Raw genomic sequence first — 19,513 nt, forward strand, 5'->3', positions numbered from 1 at the left:
GCTGATCGGTTGCGGGGGATCCTACCTGCCGGTTCGGGACCTTCGACCCATCCGCGACGCTCCGGGCGCGGCTACGCTGGGTGGGGATCGGAGGTGTTCGAGTGACCGAGCGCAAACCCCCCGGCGTGTCCTTCGGCTCGTGGGTCGACCGCCTGATCTCCGCCGCCCAGTCCCGCGGCGAGTTCGACGACCTGTCCGGCGCCGGCAAGCCGCTGCCACCCTCGACGGGCCGCGACGCCGCCACGGACTGGGCCCTGCGCCGCGCCCGCGAAGGCGACCTGGACACGGGCTCGTTCCTGCCGCCGTCACTCGCGATCCCGCGCGAGATCCAGGATCTGCCGGCGAAACTGGCGAAGGTGCGCACCGAGAAGCGCGTGCGCGAGATCGTGGAAGACCTCAACGAGCGCATCCGCGAAACCCACCGCCGGCCGCAAGAAGGCCCGCCGCTGCGCGCGATGCCGTTGGACGTCGACGAAGTCGTGGAGAGCTGGCGCGTCACCCGGTGAACGCCGAGAGCGGCGCCAGCGGCAGCGTGATCGAAGACGCGGGCGTCTTCACCTGGTAGATGCCGCCGAGCAGGCGGGGCAGCTGGGTGAGCGTCGGCGTGAGGTGCGGGGTGTCGGCCGTGGTCAGGACCACGCGGATCCGGTGCCCGGCCGCGAGCTGCGCGAACGTGGGGAACACCTCCACGTCGTACCGCGTGATCTCGTTCGGTACCACCCACTTCTCCGACTGGCGGGTGTAGGGGTGGTAGGGCATCAGGAGCTTCCCGTTCGGGCTGTACCAGCTGCGCGAGGAGTCGGTTTCCCGCTGCGAACCGATCAGCGCGCCTTCGGTGAGCGGCTGGGACGAACCGTCCGGGCCGACGTCGGTCACGGTCACCACCCACATCGTGTCCAACGTGTTGGCCTGCGCGGAGATCGACGCGGTGATCGGCCCGGCGAGCACGCTCGGCTGGGTCAGCGGCGCGGACGTGTAGACGAGCGAGCCGGGGCCCTGTTCGCGGTCGAGGTTCGTGGTGTCGCAGGCGGGGTTGGGCAGGAATCCGCCCAGCCACTGGGCAGTGGACCGCGTGCAGGTGCTCGACGTCGGTGTCCAGGTGATCCAGTCGGTGCCGCTGCCCGAGGGCGGGCTGGTCGTCAGCGTGCCGTCGTTGGCCGAGCGCGGTGCGGTGCCGGTGCGCCCGGCGCCGAGATAGTAGGTGGTGGCTTGTGCGCCGGTGAAGGGGTATGTGGCGGTGTCGACCCAGTCGCCGGTGCCGAACACGTTGGCGTGCAGGGGCTTCGTGGTGTCGGTGATGCCGGTGTCGACGCCTTTGAGCCAGTGGTCGTACCAGGCCAGCTCGATCGGGTGGAGGTCGATTTCACCCGTCGGGTCGTGGTACCAGGGACCCATCAAGAGCTGGTAGCGGCTGGTCGCCGCCTGGCCGGGAGCCATCGGCGCGGTCACGGGCCGGCCGGCCCACGCGTTCTGCAGCGCCGCGTAGTTCATCAGGGCACCGCGCTGGAAAAGGTCGTTCCAACCGCCGACGAGGTACGCGGGAATGCCGTTCGCGACCACGTCACCCAGCACGTTCGCGGGGTTGCGCGACTGCCAGTAGTCCTCGTCGAACGCCTGCTCGCCGCCGGTGAACTCACCCGTGAGCAGGGGCACCGTGCCGGCGCCGAGTCCGCCGAGGTGCTGCAGCTCGGTGGTGAGCGCCGCCAGCAGCGCGGCGGGTGAGCCACTGTTGAGCGCGTCGAGCACGGGCTGGGTGACGGTGCGCAACCCGGTGAGCAGCTCCCACAGCGGCATGAACTCGGCGTTGGGCAGCCCGCCCATCGCGGCGAGGTCGCGGTAGAGGTCGTTGCCCGCGACGACGGGGAAGATCGCCTTGAGCGGGGAGTTCGGGCCGACGGCCGCCGCGGTGGTCAGTTGGTTGATGCCGACGTACGAACCGCCGTTGAGGCCGACGTCGCCGTCGCTGCCGGGCAGCGCCGCCGCCCACCGGACCAGCGCGGCGCCGTCCTGCCGTTCGATCGGCGCGAACGGCACCCACTGCCCGCCCGAACCGCCGGTGCCGCGGACGTCGGAAATCACCGCGACGTATCCGCGCCGGACGAAGTACGACAGGTCTTCGTGCAGGTCGGCGCGGCCGTACGGCGTCTGCGCGAGCAGGACGGGGTACGTGCCGGGCGCGTCGGGGCGCAGGACGTCGGCCTTGATCACGGTGCCGTCGGCCATCGGGACGGGCACGTCGTTCGCCTCCGTCACGGCGAACCGGGCCGGGCCTGGTTCCCAGGTGGCCGCCTGTGCCGGGGAGACGAGCTGGGTCAGGAGGAGGACGAGCAGGCCGAAGAACGCCGTCGAACGCCGCATGCGGCCAGTCAACGCCGGCCCCGGCGGACGGGGCACCGCCGCCGGGGTGAGCCGCCGTCGACCGATCGTGGGCGGCAGTTTTCCCGCCAGGGCAACGGATCCGATGCTTTTCACCCGCGCGCACCCCGTCCGCCGGCGTAGAGCGCCCCTTGCGCCACCCCTGTCGGCTGCAAACTGTTGACAGCAGACAGGACGCTCCTTATCGTTCTCGCATCCGAGTCCCCCGGTTCTGCCTGGAAGGCGGAAATCATGGAAAACCGCACGTCAGCGGTCGGCACCGCCGCCTCGGCGGGCCCGGCGAGCATCGACCGCCGGGTCGTGGCCGCCGGGCTGGTCGGCTCGATCGTCGAGTACTTCGACTTCGGCATCTACGGCTACCTCGCGACCGTGCTCGCCGTCGTCTTCTTCGCCTCCGGCGTCGACCCGACCGCGTCCCTGCTGGCCACGCTCGCCACCTTCGCGGCCGCGTTCGCGCTGCGTCCGCTGGGCGGCCTCATCTTCGGTCACCTCGGCGACCGGCTCGGCCGCAAGCGCATGCTGGCCACCACAGTGCTCGCCATGTGCGCCGCGACCTTCGCCGTCGGCGTGCTGCCCACCTACGCGGCGATCGGCAGCGCGGCGGCGTTCCTGCTGGTCACGGCCCGGTGCGTGCAGGGTGTCGCGGCCGGCGGCGAGGTCGGCGGTGCCGCTTCGTACGTCGCCGAGTACGCCCCCGCGCACCGCCGCGGCTTCCTCTGCTCCACCGTCCAGTTCGGCGCTCTCGGCGGCGCGCTGCTCGCGTCGGCCGTGGTCACGACGCTGACGACCGTGCTCACCAAGCAGCAGATGACCGACTGGGGCTGGCGCCTGCCGTTCCTGCTCAGCCTGCCGCTGGGCGCCGTGGGCGTGTGGATCCGGATCAAACTCGAAGACACGCGGCAGTTCCACAACCTGGCCGCCCAGGGTGAGGTCGCGAAGGCGCCGGTGCGTGAGCTGTTCTCCGCGCACCGCGGGGCGCTGGTGCGCACCCTCGGCCTCTCGATCCTGCTGTTCGCGCTCTACTACGTGGTCTACGTGTACGCGTCGATCCACCTGCAGCGCGTGGGCGGGTTCAGCCCGAAGCAGGCGTTCTGGTCGACCACGGTGACGCTGATCGTCTCGTGCGCGGCGATGCCGTTCTTCGGCGCGTTGTCCGACCGGATCGGGCGCCGCCCGGTGTTCCTCGGCGCGACGATCGCGACGCTGATCCTCACCGTGCCGGTGTTCATGGTCATGAACGCGGGTCACTACGTGCCGGCGCTGCTCGCCCAGATCGTGCTGGGACTGCCCGAGTCCGCGCTGATGGCGGTGGCGTTCTCGACGTTCGCGGAGCTGTTCACCACCCGCGTGCGCTACAGCGGCATCGCGCTCGGGTTCAACCTGGCCAGCACGGCCGTGGGCGGCACCGCGCCCTACATCTGCACCTGGCTGATCGCCCGCACGGGCAGCAGCCTGGCCCCGGCCGGTTTCCTGCTCGTGACAGCGTTGATCACACTTGCGGCAGCGGCGCGGATGAAGGAAACCCGCGGCACCGCGCTGCGCGACAGCTGAACCACGACAACCGAAGAAGGCAGGACATGGCGACACCGCCCCCTCTGGAACGACGCACCGACACCTACGCCGGCCGCAGCCTCGACGTACTGCGCGGCATGGTGCGCGACGGGCAGCTGCAGCCAGGGCAGCGGCTCAACGAGGTCGAGCTCGCCCGCGCGCTCGGCATCAGCCGCGGCCCGCTGCGCGAGGCGATCCAGCGGCTGGCCAGTGAGGGCCTGCTCAACGTCGTCCCCCACCGCGGCGCGTACGTGCGCACGTTCGACGCCGACGAACTGCGCGACCTCTACGAGCTGCGCACCGCGCTGGAGACCCACGCCGTGCGGCTCGCGGCCCGGCGCGCGGACAACGAGGACCTGCGGGACCTCGACGACCTCCTCCGGGCGACCGAAGAGGTCCTGGAGTCCGATGTGGACACCGCGTACCCCGGTGAGCTCGACTTCCACCACCGCGTGGTCGCGCTGTCGGGCAACCAGTCCATCCTGCGGGCCTTCGCCGACGCCAACAACCAGATCCAGCTGGCCCGGTCCCGATCCGGACGCCAGCCCCGGCGCGCCCGCGACGCGTTCAAGGAGCACCGCGAGGTCCTGCGCGCGCTGGCCGCCGGCGACGCCGACGTGGCCGCTCGCCTGATGGACGAGCACCTGCAGCACTCGCTCGAAAACGCCCTGTCCCTGTTCGAGAACACCGTGCCCGACAGCCCGAAGGGGCTGGCGGGGCGGCTGGAAGACGAGGAGTTGTAAACCCTGTGACAAGCTCTCTGGGTGCCCGGTTGCGTGAGCGGGTGGCGGCGCGCGACCAAGCCCCGTTGCTCCTGGCGGGTGCGCCCAACGCGCTCACCGCCCGGGTCGCGGAAGAGACCGGGTTCGAAGCCGTCTACCTCTCCGGTGCCGGGATCACCAACACCTACCTCGGTGCCCCCGACGTCGGCCTGCTGTCGCTGCCCGAGCTGGCCGGCCACGTCGAGGCCACGCGTGACGCGGTGTCCCTACCGCTCGTGGTCGACGCCGACACCGGGTTCGGCAACGCGCTCGGCGTGCAGCGCACCGTGCGCATGCTCGAACGCGCCGGCGCCACCGCGATCCAGCTCGAAGACCAGGTCGCCCCCAAGCGGTGCGGCCACTTCACCGGCAAAGAGGTGATCGAGGCGTCCGAGATGGTCGGGAAGATCCAGGCCGCGGTCGACGCCCGCGCCACCGAGGATTTCCTGATCGTGGCACGCACCGACGCGCGCGCCGTGGTCGGGCTCACCGCCGCGTGCGAGCGCGCCAACCTCTACCGCGAAGCCGGCGCCGACATCCTGTTCGTCGAGGCGCCCGGTTCGCCGGAGGAGCTGGCCGAGATCACGCGGACCGTGCCCGGCCCGCACATCGCCAACATGGTCGAGGGCGGGCTCACGCCCATCCTGCCGCTGGAGGAGCTGCGCGCGCTGGGCTTCTCGGTCGCCCTCTACGCCAACACGGCCATGCGCGGCGCGGTCGCCGGGATGCGGATCGCGTTGCGCCACCTCAAGGAGCACGGCGACACCACCGAGATCGGCGACCGGATCATCAGCTGGGCCGACCGGCAGAACCTGGTGCGCAAGCCGCTGTTCGACGCCCTCGACGAGAAGTACGCGGGAAGGACCACCGAATGAAGCCCTACGATCTGCGACTCCACGGCGGCCGGGTCGTGCTGCCCGGCACCGGCCTGAGCGAGGTCGACGTCTGCGTGCGCGACGGGAAGATCGCCGCGATCTGCTCGCCGTCCGACGAGCTGCCCGCCACCGAGACCGTCGACGTGACCGGCCGCTGGGTCCTGCCCGGCGCCATCGACGCCCACGTGCACCTGGGCCAGGACCTCTCCGTGCCCAAGACCGTCGAGGACGCCGCGCTGGAGACGGCTTCGGCCGCGGCGGGCGGCGTCACCACGATGCTGGCGTACCTGATGAGCCCGCAGCCCTACGACGAGCTGTTCCCGGCCGCGCGCGACCTGATGGCCGAGCACGCGCACACCGACTTCGGCTTCCACTTCTGTGTGGTGACGCCCGAGCACGTCGAGAACATCGGGCACTACGCGCGTGACCTCGGCGTGTCGAGCTTCAAGGTGTTCACCAACTTCCGCGGCAACGAGGGCGCGTACCTCAACCTGCCCGGCAACGACGACTCATTCCTCTTCGACGCCCTGCAGGCCGCCGCCGACTCCGGCGCGATGATCGCCCAGCATGCCGAGAACATCGAGCTCGTGTGGCGGCTGCGCGAGCGCCTGAGCAAGGACCCCGACGCCGGCCTGGACGCTTGGCACGCCGTGCGTCCGCCGTACGTGGAGGCCGAGGCCGAGGGCCGGGTCGCGTACCTCGCGAGCGTGGTCGGCGCGTCCAGCTACGCGGTGCACGTGACGAGCCGGGAAGCGCTTTCGGCGCTGGAGCGCCAGCGCGTGGAGTACCCCGACGTGTTCGTGGAGACCTGCCCGCACTACCTCACGCTCGGCATCGACTCCGGGCTCGGCTCGCGCGGCAAGGTCAACCCGCCGCTGCGTACGCGTGACGACCGGGAAGCGTTGTGGGAAGCCGTGGCCGACGGGCGCGTCGACGTGATCGGCTCGGACCACGTGCCCCGGCATTTCAGCGCGAAGGACAAGGACCTGTGGAGCGCGTCGGCCGGTTTCCCCGGCACCGGAACGCTTTTGCCGCTGCTGCTGAGTGAAGGTCACTTCAACCGGGGCATTCCGGTGGAGCGGCTCGTCGACCTCACCGCCACGCGTCCGGCGCAGCTGTTCGGCCTCTGGCCGCGCAAGGGCGCGATCCGGATCGGCGCGGACGCCGATTTCGCCGTGGTGGACCCGAACCGGCCGAGCACGGTCGCGGCGGCGACGCAGCATTCCGGTGCCGCGTACTCGGTGTGGGAGGGCTGGGAGTCGAAGGTGAGCGTGCAGCACACCATTCTCGGCGGTGAGTTCACCGTGCGCGACGGTGAGGTGCAGGGTCCGCGCGGGCAGTTCCTGGTGCGACGCAACAGCGGCCGCGCCGCGCTGGCTGTCGGTGCGAAGCAGGAGGTTTCGGCGTGAGCGACCGTCCGTGGTCCGACGTGATCACCGCCGACGACGAGGCCCGCTACGAGGCCGCGGGGTTCGGCAAGCCCGCCGGCCTGGGCGAGCGGCCGGCGTTGCTGATCATCGACGTGCAGTACCGCACCGTCGGGAACTCGCCGAAGCCGTTCTTCCAGTCGGTGGCCGAGGACTACCGCACGAGCTGTGGCCAGGCCGGCTGGGACGCGGTGGCGAACATCAGCCGGCTGCTGACGACGTTCCGCGCCCAGGGCTGGCCGGTTCTCTACCCTTATGTGGCCCCGAAAGCCTCGTACGACTCGGGACGACTGGGGGCGAAGGTTCCGTCCATCATGGACGTTCCCTCGCAGGGGTACGAGTTCGTCGCGGAGGTCGCGCCGGCCGAGGGCGACGTGCTGCTGCCGAAGCGACACCCGAGCGCGTTCTTCGGGACGCCGCTGGTCTCCTACCTGATCGACCGGGCCGTGGACACGCTGGTGGTCACCGGGTGCACGACCAGCGGGTGTGTGCGGTCCAGTGTGGTCGACGCGTTCGCGTACAACTTCCGCGTCGCCGTGCCGCACGACGCCGTGTACGACCGCACGCCGACCGTGCACCAGGCCAACTTGTTCGACATGGCGCAGAAGTACGCGGACGTCGCCAGCACCGACCGGATCCTCGCGGCCCTCTCGGAGGTCTCGGCATGACAGATGTCGACGTGATCGTGGTCGGGGCCGGCGGCGGCGGGCTCACCGCCGCACTGGCGGCCCACGACGCCGGCGCCAGTGTGGTCGTGCTGGAGAAGGCGGAGAACGCGGGTGGGAACACCGCGTTGTCCACGGGTTCCGTACCCGGCGCGGGCACGCGGTTCCAGGCGGCGGCGGGCATCGACGACTCCGCGGCCCGCCTCGCGACGGACCTGCGGGCCCAGTCGGGCAGCCACGACGCCGACGACCTCGCCCGCCTGCTCGCCGGGGGTTCGGCCGCGCTCGTGGAGTGGCTGATCGACACGCACGGCGTCGACCTGCGGCTGATCACCGACTACAAGCACGTCGGCCACTCCGTGCCGCGCCTGCACGCGCCGCCTTCGCGCAAGGGCCGCGACCTCGTCGCCGACCTGCTGCGCGCGGTGCGGGCGACGGACACCGAGGTGCTCGTGCACACGCCGGTCGCCACGTTGCTCCACGACGAGGGCCGGGTCACGGGCGTGCGGGTCTCCGGCCCGCGCAGTGGCACGTACGAGATCACCTCCCACGCCGTCGTGCTGGCCGGCAACGGTTTCGCGGCCAACCGCGCCCTGCTGCGCGAGTGGGCCCCGGCGATCGCCGGCTTCGAGTACTTCGGGGCCTACGGCAGCACGGGCGAGTCTCTCCAGTGGGCGCTCGACCTGGGCGCCCGCCTGGGCAACCCGACGGCGTACCAGGGTTACGCGGCCGTCGCGTATCCCCACGGCTCCATCACGTCCTGGACGACGGTGGAGATGGGCGGCGTGCTCGTGAACGGCGCCGGCCACCGCTTCGGCGACGAATCCCGCGGCTACTCCGGCTACGCCGACGCCGTACTCGGGACGCCCGGTCCCTGGCACGTCGTGTTCGACACGAAGATCCGCGACTACGTGGCCGGCAACGAGGAGGAGTTCGCGGAGCTCGTGGCCATGGGCGGCGCGCGGGAATGCGCGTCGGTGGACGACCTGGCCACCTTCTGCGGCGTCGACGCTTCGGCTCTGTCGGGGACTCTGGCCTCGGCGGCGTCGGCGGCCTCCGGCGACACCAAGGACGAGTGGGGCCGCACGGACTGGGGCTTCGGCCCCCTGCACGCGCCCTACGTGGCCGTCCGGTCGGTCCCCGGCCTGTTCCACACCCAGGGCGGAGTACTCGTCGACGAGCACGCCCGGCCGACGACCGAAACCGGCCCCATCCCGGGCCTCTACGCCGTCGGCGGCGTCGCCACCGGCGTCAGCGGCTTCAGCGGCGGCGCCGGCTACAGCTCCGGCAACGGCCTCCTGGCCGCCCTTGGCCTCGGCCGCCTCGCCGGCACCCACGCCGGTTCCCTCCTGCGATGAGGAGTTCCCATGTCTTCCCTCCCCACCGCTCGGCCGGCCCAATCGCGTAGACGGGCCATCGCGAGCTTCGCCTGAAAGCCGCGAAAACTCCTCCGGCTGGCTCACCGGTCTTCCCGGCGCCGTTTCTTCGTCCGTACCACCTCCGTCCAGCTCGTTGACACCTCCGTTGATGACATTCTCGACAGCTCCACCCACTCCTCTCTCGCACCGGGACATCATCGCGAAACCCACCCGCAGGGCCACTCCGGCAGGCTTGGCGGCCATTCGCGCGCTTGCTCATCCTCGGAGTTGATCGATTCTCCTGACCCCGCCGGTTCCCGTTCGGCCACCACCCTCGCCACCCCTCACAACCCTGGGCGAAACGAGCTATGGCCCGGGATTCGCGCGACACTCCCATGTGGACACTGTGGCCGGCCACAGTGTCCACAAGAGAGCGGTCCAGCCGGGAGCTAGGTGACCCACCGCCATTCGTGGCGGCCGGGCGTGAGGATCTCCGTGGCGAGATGAGCTTGCGTGGCCGAGAGAAATCCTGCGAGGTAAGCGAGCCCGGCGGCGGTGATGACGTCGATGGTGCCGTCGCGCAGGGCGGAGAGGGTGGTCGGCAGGTGGGCAGCGAGGGCGGCGTGGAGGGCCGTGACGGCTTCGGTTTCAGTATGGGACAGGGACAGACGTCGGGAGATCTCGGTAGCCGTGTGAGCAGTGGATGACTTCATGTCGAGAACATTATCGAACACTTGATCGATAGCGCAGTCGCTGAATCGGGTGGTCTCGGAACGGGTCGCTCGATCAGCAGCGGCAACACAACTGGCTCGACTCGGCCAGAACGGTTCCACTCACTCGGCCCGCTCAACCCAGTCGATCGACTCACTCGGCCCGCTCGGCCAACTTGACCCTCAGCCCGCTCAGCCCCAGTCGGCCGATTCGATCGATTCGACCGGCTCGGCCGGCTCGGTTCGCGGCCTCGGCTCTGCTTGGTTCGCCAGCTCGGCCGGTTCGACTCTGCCGACCCGAGGACCCAGCGCCCCGGCGGCTCGACGGCTCGACGACCTGTTGGTCCAGCGGCTCGAAACAGCCCTAACAGCCCATTGGGCCGTTAGCCTCCGAGTCCGGCTACTCTGGGTAGACCATGTCGAAGGGATGGCGACCGTGATGCGTCGGGTTCGTCGGGCGGCCGCCCTGGTTGTTGCGTTGCTGTTGTTGTTCGGGGAGCCCTGGTCGGTGTTCGTGCTGTTGCCGGGGTGGCCGGCGGCGGGGACCGTCGCGGGGACGGTGGTGTTCGCGGGCGCGATGGTGGCGTTCCCGGTGCTGATGTTCCAGGGCCACGGGCCGCGGCAGAGTGACGCGGCGGCGCGGGCCGGGGACGTCATGCTGGGCACCGTCTGGGTGCTGTTCACATGGAGCGTCCTCGGGCATGTGCTGCGGCTGGCGCTGCTGGTCGCGGGTGTCGACGACCCCGCGCGGCCGCGGATCGTGGCGGCGGCGAGCCTCGCGGTGTCGGTGGTGCTGCTCGTCGTCGGCAACCGGGTCGCGATGCGGGTGCCGCCGGTGAAGGAAGTGGACGTGGTGATCCCGCGGCTGGGCGCGGGCGTCGACGGGCTGCGCATCGCGGTCATCACCGATACGCACTACGGCCCCCTCGACCGCACCAAGTGGTCGGAAAAGCTGGTCGCCGAGGTGAACCGGCTGCAGGCCGACGTCGTCTGCCACGCGGGCGACCTCGCCGACGGGTCGGTCGCCAAGCGCCGCAAGCAGGTCGACCCGCTGGGTGGCGTCCAGGCCGGCCTCGGGCGTTTCTACATCACCGGCAACCACGAGTACTTCGGCGAAGCCCAGGCCTGGCTCGACCACATGGAGAGCCTCGGCTGGGACACCCTCCACAACCGCAGCACCCTCGTCGAACGCGGCGGCGACCGCATCCTCTTCGCCGGCATCGACGACCCCACCGGCGCGGCCTCCGGACTGCCCGGCCACGGCCCCGACCTGCCCGCCGCCCTCGCCGGCGCGGACCCTGACGTCCCCGTCGTCCTCCTCGCCCACCAGCCCAAGCAGGTCAAGCAAGCCCGCGAAGGCGGTGTCGACCTGCAGATCTCCGGCCACACCCACGGTGGCCAGATCTGGCCGTTCCACTTGCTCGTCCGCCTCGACCAGCCCACCCTCTCCGGCCTCACGCCCCACGGCCCCCGCACCCAGCTCTACAACAGCCGCGGCTCCGGCTTCTGGGGCCCGCCGTTCCGCGTGTTCGCGCCCAATGAGATCAGCCTTCTGACTCTGCGCCGCGCCGCCTGACCTGGGCGGGGCGCGTTCGGAGCGACCCGCCGGCCCATCGCGACACCTGACCGGCGCGCTCTGGACGACCCGAACCCCGCCACCTCGCCTGGCCTGAGCACGCCGACCGCCCGGTCCAACGCGGGCAGCATCAGACCGGGCAAGTGCGACGGCCCGTCGCCCTCGCAGCCCGGCACCCTCAACCCGGCCTGAGCAGCACCGGCCCCCGACCCGACCCGAGCAACTTCAGGTCGGGCGAACGCTTCGGCGCGGCCCAGCAATCAGCCGCGCCGCACACGACCTCGTCACGCGCAACCTGCCGCACCTTCGCCCGAAATCACTCACGCCGACCCCGGTCACCCCACCAATCCGCACCACCGACTAATTTTTTTGTCTTGACAATAACAACCATCGGTGACAACCTACTCCGCAGCAGCCCACCCCAGGAGTCCCCGCCGCAGAGAAGGCCGCCATGACCACCGTCGAGCACCGACCGGCCGCCCGGCCGACCAGCGCGAACACAACCCGCGCCCTCCTCAGCGCAGGGGTCGCCGCCGGACCCGTCTACCTCGTGACCGCGCTGGCCCAAGCCCTGACCCGCCCCGGGTTCGACCCCGCGCGAACGGACGTCAGCCTGCTCGCCGTGGGGCCGAACGGCTGGATCCAGATAGCCAACTTCGTCGTCACCGGTCTGCTCGTCATCGCCTGCGCGGTGGGCCTCAAGAGCAAGCTGGTCGCCACCTTCGGTGCGGGACTCATCGCGGCCGGCGTTTTCGTGGCCGACCCCGCCGGCACGGCGATCTCCTGGCACGGAGCGCTCCACGTCGGCACCGCCGGCATCGGCTTCCTCGCCTTCACCGCCGCGTGCCTCGCCCGTAAATCCGGCTACTCCCGCGGCACCGGGATCGCGTTCCTCGCCGGGTTCGCCGGCGTCGCCACCGGGTCGGCCAGCCCCGTGGTCGTGGCCGGGTTCTGGGTGGCCGTCGCGCTCGCGTTCGCGTGGCTCGCCGTGACAGCGGTCCAGACCAAGCGCACCATCAACGACTGAAGGAAGCAAAACCCATGCCCACCACCATTTCCGCCGACGGCACCACCCTCGGCTACACCCGCATCGGCACCGGGCCGTCGCTGGTGCTCGTCGACGGGGCGATGTGTTACCGCGGCTCGACGCCCAACGACGCCATCGCGAACGAGCTCGCCGGCCACTTCACCGTGTTCACCTTCGACCGCCGCGGCCGGGGCGAGAGCGGGAACACGCTGCCCTACGACGTGGAGCGGGAAGTGGAAGACGTCGCCGCCGTCGTCAAGGAGGCAGGTGGGGAAGCCGGTCTCTTCGGGATCTCCTCGGGGGCCGCGCTCGCGCTCGAAGCGGCGCACCGCGGGGTGCCGACGAACAAGCTCGCCGTGTACGAGCCGCCGTTCGTCGTCGACGGGTCGCGCAAGCCGCTCGAACGCGACTACACGGAGAAGCTGGAGCGGGCCGTCGAAGAAAACAACCGCGCGGAAGCCGTCCGCCTCTTCATGCGCGTCGGTATCGAACTGCCCGCCCCCATGGTCGCCATGATGCGCCTCATGCCCGCCTGGCCGAAGCTCAAGCGCGTCGCCCACACGCTCCCCTACGACAACGCCCTGATGGAGGGCACCCAGGCCGGCCGGCCGCTCCCCGAAGGACGCTGGTCGGGCATCACCGCGCCGGCCCTCGTCATCGACGGCGGCAAGAGTCCCCGGTGGATGCGCACCGGCGTGGCCCAGCTCGCCGAGACGCTGCCTGACGCCACCTACCGCACCCTCCCCGGCCAGACGCACCTCGTGAAGGCGAAGGCCCTCGCCCCGGTGCTTGCGGAGTTCTTCACACCTCGCTGACACCGTGAACGGCCGTACGGCAAGCTGACCGGGTGGCCACGCGAGCGCTGATCTTCGACTTCGACGGAACGCTGGCCGACACCGAAGCCGCAGTGCTGCAGTCGTGGCAGGAGATGTTCCGCGACCACGGCACGGAGCTCCCCCTGGAGGTCTGGCACACCGTGATCGGCACGCAGAACACGGCCGCCACGATGTTCGAGCTGCTGGCCGAGCGCGTCGCGAACATCGACCCCGAACAGCTGCGCCCAGGCATGCGCGCCCGCGTCCACCAGCTGCTCGAAGCCGAAGGCCCGCGCGAAGGGGTGCTCGGCTACCTCGACGAAGCCGCGAACCGGAACCTCAAGCTCGGCGTCGCGTCCAGCTCGTCGGGCACCTGGGTCCACGGCCAGCTCGCCCGCCTCGGCCTCGCCGAGCGGTTCGGCTCCGTCGAGACCGGCGACCGCCACGCCGCCAAGCCGCGCCCCGACACCTACCTCGCCGCGCTGGCCACGCTCGATGTCCCGGCCGACCAGGCGATCGCCTTCGAGGACTCGCCCCACGGCGTCAGCGCCGCGAAGGCCGCGGGCATCCCGACGGTCGCCGTGCCGAACGCCATCACCACCGTGCTCGACTTCGGCCACGCCGACCTGGTGCTGCCGTCGTTCACGGCCAAACCGCTGGCCGAGGTCCTCGACCTGCTCGGCTAAACCGCTTCCGACAGCCGGTCGAGAAACGCCCGCTGCCCCTTCACGAGCTTGACCCGCGCGTCGTCCAGCCCGAACCACTCGACGCGGTCCACCTCCGGGAACTCCTGCTTGCGCCCCGAGCGCGGCGGCCACTCCAGCTCGAACGTGCCCGGCACGACCGCCGCCGGGTCCAGGTCCGCCTCTACGGCCCAAGCCGTGACGACCTTCCCCGACTGCCGCACGTCACCCAGCGCGAGCCACTCGCCGTCGGGCGCGGGCAGGCCGAGCTCCTCCGCGAACTCGCGCCGGGCGGCGGCCACCGGCTCCTCGCCGTCCTCGAGCTCGCCCTTGGGCAGCGACCACGCGGCCTCGTCCTTCTTCGCCCAGAACGGCCCACCCATGTGCGCGAGCAGCACCTCGACCTCGTCGCGCCGGCGGAAAAGCAGCAGCCCGGCACTGTGTTTGGCAGCCATCGCGACAGTCTGCCGGAACCCGTCCGAAAAAGATTCCGCACCCGTGTCGATCCGCGCCGGGCCGGTTCGACGCATCGGCAAAAGGGAAAAACACCCGGAGGGAACCGGAAATGACCACCATCACCCGCACCCAGATCACCCCGTCCACCACGAAGCCGCAGCTCGTCGAGCGCGCCCGCCCCGTCGTGCTGGGGCTGTTCCGGGTCGTCACGTCGGCCCTGTTCCTGATCCACGGCCTGGCCGGCTTCGGTTTCTTCGGCGGCATCGACGGCCAGGGCGGGGCCGTGCCGTTCGGCAGCTTCCCCGGCTTCTGGGCCAGCGTGATCGAGGTCGTCGGCGCCGTGCTGATCCTGCTGGGCGTGGCGACGCGACCGGCCGCGATCGTGCTGTCCGGCGTGATGGCCTACGCCTACTTCACCGTCCACGCGCCGATGGGCCTGCTGCCGATGCAGAACATGGGTGAGCCGGCCGCGCTGTACTCCTGGATCTTCCTCACGATCGCCGCCACCGGCCCGGGCGCCTTCGCACTCGGCAACCTGCGCAACCGCGCCAAGAAGGCCCGTCAGTAGCCCGCGGCCGCCAGGTCGCTGTGCTTCATCACGTGCTCCATGAGGATCGTCAGCACCTGCTTGGTGGACTCCCGCTCGCGGGCGTCGCACAGCAACAGGGGAACGTCCGGGTCGAGGTCCAACGCGGCCCGGACTTCTTCCGTGCCGTAGCGGTACGCACCGTCGAAGCAGTTCACGCCCACGATGAACGGCAGGCCGCGCCGCTCGAAGAAGTCCACCGCGGCGAAGCACGATTCCAGCCGCCGCGTGTCGGCCAGCACCACGGCGCCCAGCGCGCCCTCGGCCAGCTCGTCCCACATGAACCAGAACCGGTCCTGCCCGGGCGTGCCGAACAGGTACAGGATCAGATCGGGGTTGATCGTGATGCGGCCGAAGTCCAGCGCGACAGTGGTGGTGGTCTTCTGCTCCACGCCCGACAGGTCGTCGACACCTTCGGAAGCGGTGGTGATCACCTCTTCCGTGCGCAGCGGGGCGACCTCGCTGACCGACCCGACCATCGTGGTCTTGCCGACCCCGAACCCGCCGGCGATCAGCACTTTGACCGCGGTCGCGGTCAGCGCGCGCCGGGGTTCAGAGTTTCCGGATGCCATCGAGAACCGCCTGGAGTACGTGTTTGTTCGGGGCTTCGGTCGGTGGTGCGGCGGTGCGGAACAGCACCAGGTTCTGCTCGATCAGATCACTCAGCAGAACTTTGACCACAGGCAGGGGCAGGTCCACGCGCGCGGCCACCTCGGCGACCGACGTCGGCTTCTGGCACAGGCTGAGGATCCGCGCGTACTCCGGCTCGATCGCGGCCACCTCGCGCGCGGTGCGCATGGCGACCACGAGCGTGATCAGGTCCAGCCCGAGCGTATCCGAGCGGGTGCGCCCGCCCGTGACGGCGTAGGAGCGGACCAGCGGCCCGGCCTCGTCGTCGAACCAGGACTCGTGCCGGCCGCTCATGGCGAAGTCCGCTGGACCACTCCGGCCCGCGGTGCCGCCGTGAGCACCGCGCCGACCCGCTTGACCATCAGGTTCATCTCGTACGCCACGAGCCCCATGTCCGCGTCGGCGCTCGCCAGCAGCGCGAGGCACGCGCCGCGGCCGGCGGCCGTCACGAAGAGGAACGCGTGGTCCATCTCCACCATCGTCTGCCGCACGTTGCCGCCGCCGAAGTGGCGCCCGGTGCCCCTCGCGAGGCTCTGGAACGCCGAAGCGACGGCCGAAAGGTGCTCACCGTCCTCTTCGGACAGGTTGCTCGACCGGCCGATCAGCAGCCCGTCGGACGAGAGCACCACTGCCCGCTCGGCACCGGCGACCCGCCTGACGAGGTCGTCGAGCAACCAGTCGAGCTCGTTGACGCCGTTGTTGGCCATCAGTCGCGATCTCCGTACCTGTTGTCGTCGTAGTCGACTTCCGTCTCCCGGGCGCGCCGGGTGCCCTGCTGGAACGCCGTGAGGCGGTTGCGGGCGAGTTCCGGCGTGTCCTCCCGGGCGTCCTGGAGCTCGTGCGCAGGACGGTCTTCGCGCAGCTGGGGCACGAGGTTCTGCTGACGCCGGCGCTGAGGCAGCGGCGGACGCCCGGGGGCCTCCGGCCGGTACGGCTGCTGGGGGCGGCCGTTCTCCGGCGCCGGGCGCGGCTCGTGCGCGGGCCACGCCGGCTGCGGCGGGCGAGGCGGCCGCGCGGCACGCGGCGGAGCGGGCTGCTCGACCGGGGGCGCGGGCGGTTCGTACGCGGGCGGTTCCACCTGCGCGACGGGAGCCGCTTCCGGCCGCAGCCGCGCGGCACGCCGTCCGACCCGGCTCATCCGCACGGGGTCCTGCACCGGCTGCTCGGGCACCGGCACCGGCACCGGTACCGGGGTCTGCTCCTCGGCGACGTCCGGCGTCGCCTCGCTCAGCGGCGCCAGCAGATCCCTGCGCACCAGCACGATCGCGCGCGTGCCGCCGTAGGCCGATTCCCGCAGGTGCACGGAGATCCCGTGGCGCGACGCGAGCCGCGCGACCACGAACAGGCCCAGCCGCGGCTCGTCCGACAGCGCCATGATCCCGAAGTCCGGCGGGTCGGCGAGCATCGCGTTGAACTCGTCGGCCTGCTCCTTCTCCAGCCCGAGGCCCTGGTCCTCGACCTCGATCACCACGCCCTTGCCGACGACGTTGCCGCGCAGCTCGACACGCGCCTCGGGCGGCGAGAACGACGTCGCGTTGTCGATCAGCTCCGCCAGCAGGTGCACGAGGTCGCCGACCACCGGGCCGCGCACGGCCACCGAAGGCAGCGCCGCCGTCTTCACGCGCGAGAAGTCTTCGGTCTCGGCCGCCGCGCCACGCACCAGCTCGGCGAGGCTCACGGGGTTGCGCCACTGCCGGCCGGGCTGGCCGCCGCCGAGGATGATCAGGTTCTCGGCGTTGCGGCGGGCGCGTGTGGAGAGGTGGTCGAGCTGGAACAGCGTGTCCAGCTGGTCCGGGTCCTCCTGCTTGCGCTCGGCCGCGTCGAGCACCTTCAGCTGCCGGTGCACGATGACCTGGCTGCGGTGGGCGATGTTGAGGAACACCGTCTTGGTGCCCTCCCTGGTCTTCGCCTCTTCGACGGCGGCGGCGATGGCCGCCTGCTGCGCCTTGTTGAACGCCTCGGCGACCTCGCCGATCTCGTCGTCACCGTGGTCGAGGAAGTGCCCACCCTCTTCGAGGTCCACGGGCTCGCCCGCCCGCACGCGCTCCACCAGCTCCGGCAGCCGGACCTCGGCCGCGTCGAGCGTGTCCTCCCGCAGCCGCGCGAGGCGCGCGATGAACCGGCGCGACAGGCGCAGCGCGATGAGCACCACGATGATCGCGATGAGCAGCGCGGCGGCGCCGGCGATGATCGAGTTGGTCAGCGTGGTGTCGGCGTCGGCGATCGCCGCGTTGGTGGCGGCCGAGCTTTGCGTCACGAACATCGTCATCAGCGTCGTGGCGACCTGGTGCGCGGCGTCGCGCCACTGCTGCTGCGGCACGGGCAGCTGCTTTTCGCCCGCCAGGAACGCGTTTTCGACCTGCGTGACGGTGCGCCAGTCCGGTCCGGCCACGAGCTTGTCGTAGCTCGCGCGCACCTGCGGCAGCATCTGCGGCACGGACTGTTCCAGCTGCGCGTGGTACGCGCCGATCTGCCCGATGTACGCCCGCTGTTCGTCGCCGCTCAGGCCGCCCGAGGCGAGCCCGGCCGCCGACAGGGCGTCGCTGCGCTGCATCTCCTCGGCGGCGTTGAAGATCGGGATCGCCGACAGGCGCGCGAACGCGTTCTCCGCACCTCGCGCGGCCTGCGCGAGCCCGGCGACGCCCTGCGTGAACTGGTCGATGATCTGGTTGTAGAAGGTGAACGTCTGCAGCAGCGGAAGCTGCCCGGCGTCCACCTGCTGGCGCACCTGCGGCACCTTCGAGTACAGCCCGGCGAACGTGGCGATGTTCTGCTTCACGCTCGCAGGCACGGTGTCGTCGTCGGCGAAGTTGCCTTCGAGGATCGAGCTGATCTGCGCGGCCGCCGCGTCGGTCTTCGGCCGCGCGGCCTGCAGCGCCTGGCGCGCGTCGGCCTGCCCGGCCAGCACGCTCATCGACAGCTGCCGCTCCTGCTCGGCGGCGAGGATGAACGGGATGCCCGGGCCTTCCGAACTGCGGATCTTCCGCGCGTAGTCCCGCGCCTGCAGGGCGTCGGTGATCAGGTAGCCGGCCAGCGCGACGCCGACGAGCAGGAGAGCGAGACTCGGAATCAACGCGATCGCGAGCACGCGTGACCGAATCGACGAGCCGCGGCTGCGACGAACAGAATTCTGCTTCACCGTGGTCCGTTTTCCTTCCGGCAGTACAAAGTATTCGGGTCTCCCAGGGTTTTCTCACCCGGTTCCGACCAGCCGGATCAACTCACCGTGGTCCATCGCCCGCGACGACGTTAGGCAGGCCGGGCAGCAACGTCAAGTCCGGATGCGAATCAAGGTCACGTTCCCGTGATCCACTCACAACTCCCAGCAGTACTTTGGAAAATCCACCACGCGAGGGGTGAGCTTGGTCGCACGGGTAATGGGCCGGACGGCGGTGCCGCCGCGACCTGCGACGCGCTATTGGCGAGGTGAACGAGGTGTGAGGAACACCGAAATCATTCGGTGAGGTCCATCACCGAAGGCACCGACGGACCGTGACGGCCACCTTACGTGCGGCCGCGGACTCCCCGCGAGGACGAAAAGGCGTGAAATGGGCTACACCGGCCGCGGAATCGCTGCTCGAACCGGTGCGATTACCACTTTTCAGCGCCGAACGCCGTTCGGACGCGAGGCGCCTTCGCGATGCAGGATCAAGCGCGGCCCGTCGGGCCAGTCGAGGTCGGCTTCGTGGTCGGCTTCGCGAGCGGAGCCGCGGCGCCGGCCCCGGCGGACGAGATCGCGCAGCATCTCCCGGCACGCCCAGCCGAGCACGGCCACGGAGCAGACCAGCACCAGCACGAGCACGGATTCCACCGGGAAGCGCACGAACAGGCCACCGAATTCGGCGAGCAGAATTCCGATGACCACTCCGACCAGGAGTGTGCCGACATACGAAAGCGGCACCTCGCGAACCCGTGCTCCGGCCATCGCCGCCCCCTTCGCCCGGAAACCGCGCCGACGTTTCCCCGCACCGCACGAGCACGGGATCGCGCCGTCCGCGGTGCGTCCACCAGCGGAAA

20 protein-coding genes are annotated in these 19,513 nt (G+C 70.8%); 12 read left to right on the top strand and 8 right to left on the bottom strand.

Annotated elements, in window-relative coordinates; genetic code table 11:
- Positions 1-101: 101 nt before the first annotated feature.
- Positions 102-506: a DUF1992 domain-containing protein gene (locus AB0K15_RS27125; RefSeq protein WP_364056127.1), complete on the top strand. Its 405-nt coding sequence runs from the start codon at positions 102-104 to the stop codon at positions 504-506.
- On the opposite strand, the gene AB0K15_RS27130 is transcribed toward AB0K15_RS27125, so the two are convergent.
- Positions 496-2,358 (bottom strand): CocE/NonD family hydrolase, encoded by a 1,863-nt coding sequence (locus AB0K15_RS27130; protein ID WP_364056130.1) that lies wholly within the window; start codon positions 2,356-2,358, stop codon positions 496-498. The two genes, AB0K15_RS27125 and AB0K15_RS27130, sit on opposite strands and share 11 nt — an antisense overlap.
- Before the next feature lie 249 nt (positions 2,359-2,607).
- On the opposite strand from AB0K15_RS27130, the gene AB0K15_RS27135 reads away from it, so the two are divergent.
- From AB0K15_RS27135 to AB0K15_RS27160, 6 genes are read left to right on the top strand one after another with little or no spacing between them, the layout of a single operon-like run.
- Positions 2,608-3,927 (top strand): MFS transporter, encoded by a 1,320-nt coding sequence (locus AB0K15_RS27135; protein ID WP_364056133.1) that lies wholly within the window; start codon positions 2,608-2,610, stop codon positions 3,925-3,927.
- 26 nt (positions 3,928-3,953) lie between these two features.
- Positions 3,954-4,670, top strand: coding sequence for a GntR family transcriptional regulator (locus AB0K15_RS27140; protein WP_364056136.1), 717 nt, complete (start codon positions 3,954-3,956; stop codon positions 4,668-4,670).
- Between the two features lie 5 nt (positions 4,671-4,675).
- Positions 4,676-5,563 (top strand): oxaloacetate decarboxylase, encoded by an 888-nt coding sequence (locus tag AB0K15_RS27145; RefSeq protein ID WP_364056139.1) that lies wholly within the window; start codon positions 4,676-4,678, stop codon positions 5,561-5,563.
- Positions 5,560-6,972: an amidohydrolase family protein gene (locus tag AB0K15_RS27150; protein ID WP_364056142.1), complete on the top strand. Its 1,413-nt coding sequence runs from the start codon at positions 5,560-5,562 to the stop codon at positions 6,970-6,972. The genes AB0K15_RS27145 and AB0K15_RS27150 overlap by 4 nt, the downstream gene beginning before the upstream one ends.
- Positions 6,969-7,658 carry an isochorismatase family protein gene (locus AB0K15_RS27155; protein WP_364056145.1) on the top strand — a complete coding sequence of 230 codons (690 nt, stop codon included), beginning with the start codon at positions 6,969-6,971 and terminating at the stop codon, positions 7,656-7,658. Before AB0K15_RS27150 ends, AB0K15_RS27155 begins: the two co-directional genes overlap by 4 nt.
- Positions 7,655-9,013 (top strand): FAD-dependent oxidoreductase, encoded by a 1,359-nt coding sequence (locus tag AB0K15_RS27160; RefSeq protein ID WP_364056148.1) that lies wholly within the window; start codon positions 7,655-7,657, stop codon positions 9,011-9,013. Before AB0K15_RS27155 ends, AB0K15_RS27160 begins: the two co-directional genes overlap by 4 nt.
- Positions 9,014-9,462: 449 nt before the next feature.
- Here AB0K15_RS27160 and AB0K15_RS27165 read toward each other — a convergent pair whose 3' ends face one another.
- Positions 9,463-9,726, bottom strand: coding sequence for a hypothetical protein (locus AB0K15_RS27165; protein ID WP_364056151.1), 264 nt, complete (start codon positions 9,724-9,726; stop codon positions 9,463-9,465).
- 436 nt (positions 9,727-10,162) lie between these two features.
- On the opposite strand from AB0K15_RS27165, the gene AB0K15_RS27170 reads away from it, so the two are divergent.
- The 4 genes from AB0K15_RS27170 (at position 10,163) to AB0K15_RS27185 (ending at position 13,827) form a co-directional block, all read left to right on the top strand.
- Positions 10,163-11,299, top strand: a complete 1,137-nt coding sequence (locus AB0K15_RS27170; RefSeq protein ID WP_364056154.1) for a metallophosphoesterase — start codon at positions 10,163-10,165, stop codon at positions 11,297-11,299.
- A gap of 451 nt (positions 11,300-11,750) precedes the next feature.
- Positions 11,751-12,326: a DUF998 domain-containing protein gene (locus AB0K15_RS27175; protein WP_364056157.1), complete on the top strand. Its 576-nt coding sequence runs from the start codon at positions 11,751-11,753 to the stop codon at positions 12,324-12,326.
- A 14-nt stretch (positions 12,327-12,340) separates the two neighbouring features.
- Complete coding sequence (locus AB0K15_RS27180) at positions 12,341-13,141, top strand: alpha/beta hydrolase (RefSeq protein WP_364056160.1); 801 nt, start codon at positions 12,341-12,343, stop codon at positions 13,139-13,141.
- Between the two features lie 32 nt (positions 13,142-13,173).
- Entirely contained in the window at positions 13,174-13,827 is a 654-nt protein-coding gene (locus AB0K15_RS27185; RefSeq protein ID WP_364056163.1) for an HAD-IA family hydrolase, read from the top strand.
- On the opposite strand, the gene AB0K15_RS27190 is transcribed toward AB0K15_RS27185, so the two are convergent.
- Entirely contained in the window at positions 13,824-14,279 is a 456-nt protein-coding gene (locus AB0K15_RS27190) for an NUDIX domain-containing protein (RefSeq protein WP_364056166.1), read from the bottom strand. The genes AB0K15_RS27185 and AB0K15_RS27190 overlap by 4 nt on opposite strands.
- A gap of 110 nt (positions 14,280-14,389) precedes the next feature.
- Between AB0K15_RS27190 and AB0K15_RS27195 the strand changes: the two genes are divergently transcribed.
- Positions 14,390-14,848, top strand: a complete 459-nt coding sequence (locus AB0K15_RS27195; protein ID WP_364056169.1) for a DoxX family protein — start codon at positions 14,390-14,392, stop codon at positions 14,846-14,848.
- On the opposite strand, the gene AB0K15_RS27200 is transcribed toward AB0K15_RS27195, so the two are convergent.
- The 5 genes from AB0K15_RS27200 to AB0K15_RS27220 all read right to left on the bottom strand — a co-directional run bounded on the left by AB0K15_RS27200 (position 14,842) and on the right by AB0K15_RS27220 (position 19,421).
- The gene (locus tag AB0K15_RS27200; RefSeq protein ID WP_364056172.1) at positions 14,842-15,438 is read right to left on the bottom strand and encodes an ATP/GTP-binding protein; all 597 of its coding nucleotides are present in this window, start codon (positions 15,436-15,438) and stop codon (positions 14,842-14,844) included. The genes AB0K15_RS27195 and AB0K15_RS27200 overlap by 7 nt on opposite strands.
- Positions 15,419-15,790 (bottom strand): DUF742 domain-containing protein, encoded by a 372-nt coding sequence (locus AB0K15_RS27205; protein ID WP_360594819.1) that lies wholly within the window; start codon positions 15,788-15,790, stop codon positions 15,419-15,421. The genes AB0K15_RS27200 and AB0K15_RS27205 overlap by 20 nt, the downstream gene beginning before the upstream one ends.
- Positions 15,787-16,203, bottom strand: coding sequence for a roadblock/LC7 domain-containing protein (locus AB0K15_RS27210; protein WP_364056176.1), 417 nt, complete (start codon positions 16,201-16,203; stop codon positions 15,787-15,789). Before AB0K15_RS27210 ends, AB0K15_RS27205 begins: the two co-directional genes overlap by 4 nt.
- Positions 16,203-18,635, bottom strand: coding sequence for a nitrate- and nitrite sensing domain-containing protein (locus AB0K15_RS27215; protein ID WP_364056179.1), 2,433 nt, complete (start codon positions 18,633-18,635; stop codon positions 16,203-16,205). The genes AB0K15_RS27210 and AB0K15_RS27215 overlap by 1 nt, the downstream gene beginning before the upstream one ends.
- Positions 18,636-19,097: 462 nt before the next feature.
- Positions 19,098-19,421, bottom strand: a complete 324-nt coding sequence (locus AB0K15_RS27220) for a hypothetical protein (protein ID WP_364056182.1) — start codon at positions 19,419-19,421, stop codon at positions 19,098-19,100.
- Between the last annotated feature and the right edge of the window lie 92 nt (positions 19,422-19,513).

It is taken from the genome of Amycolatopsis sp. NPDC049253, assembly GCF_040678995.1.
Lineage (GTDB): Bacteria > Actinomycetota > Actinomycetes > Mycobacteriales > Pseudonocardiaceae > Amycolatopsis.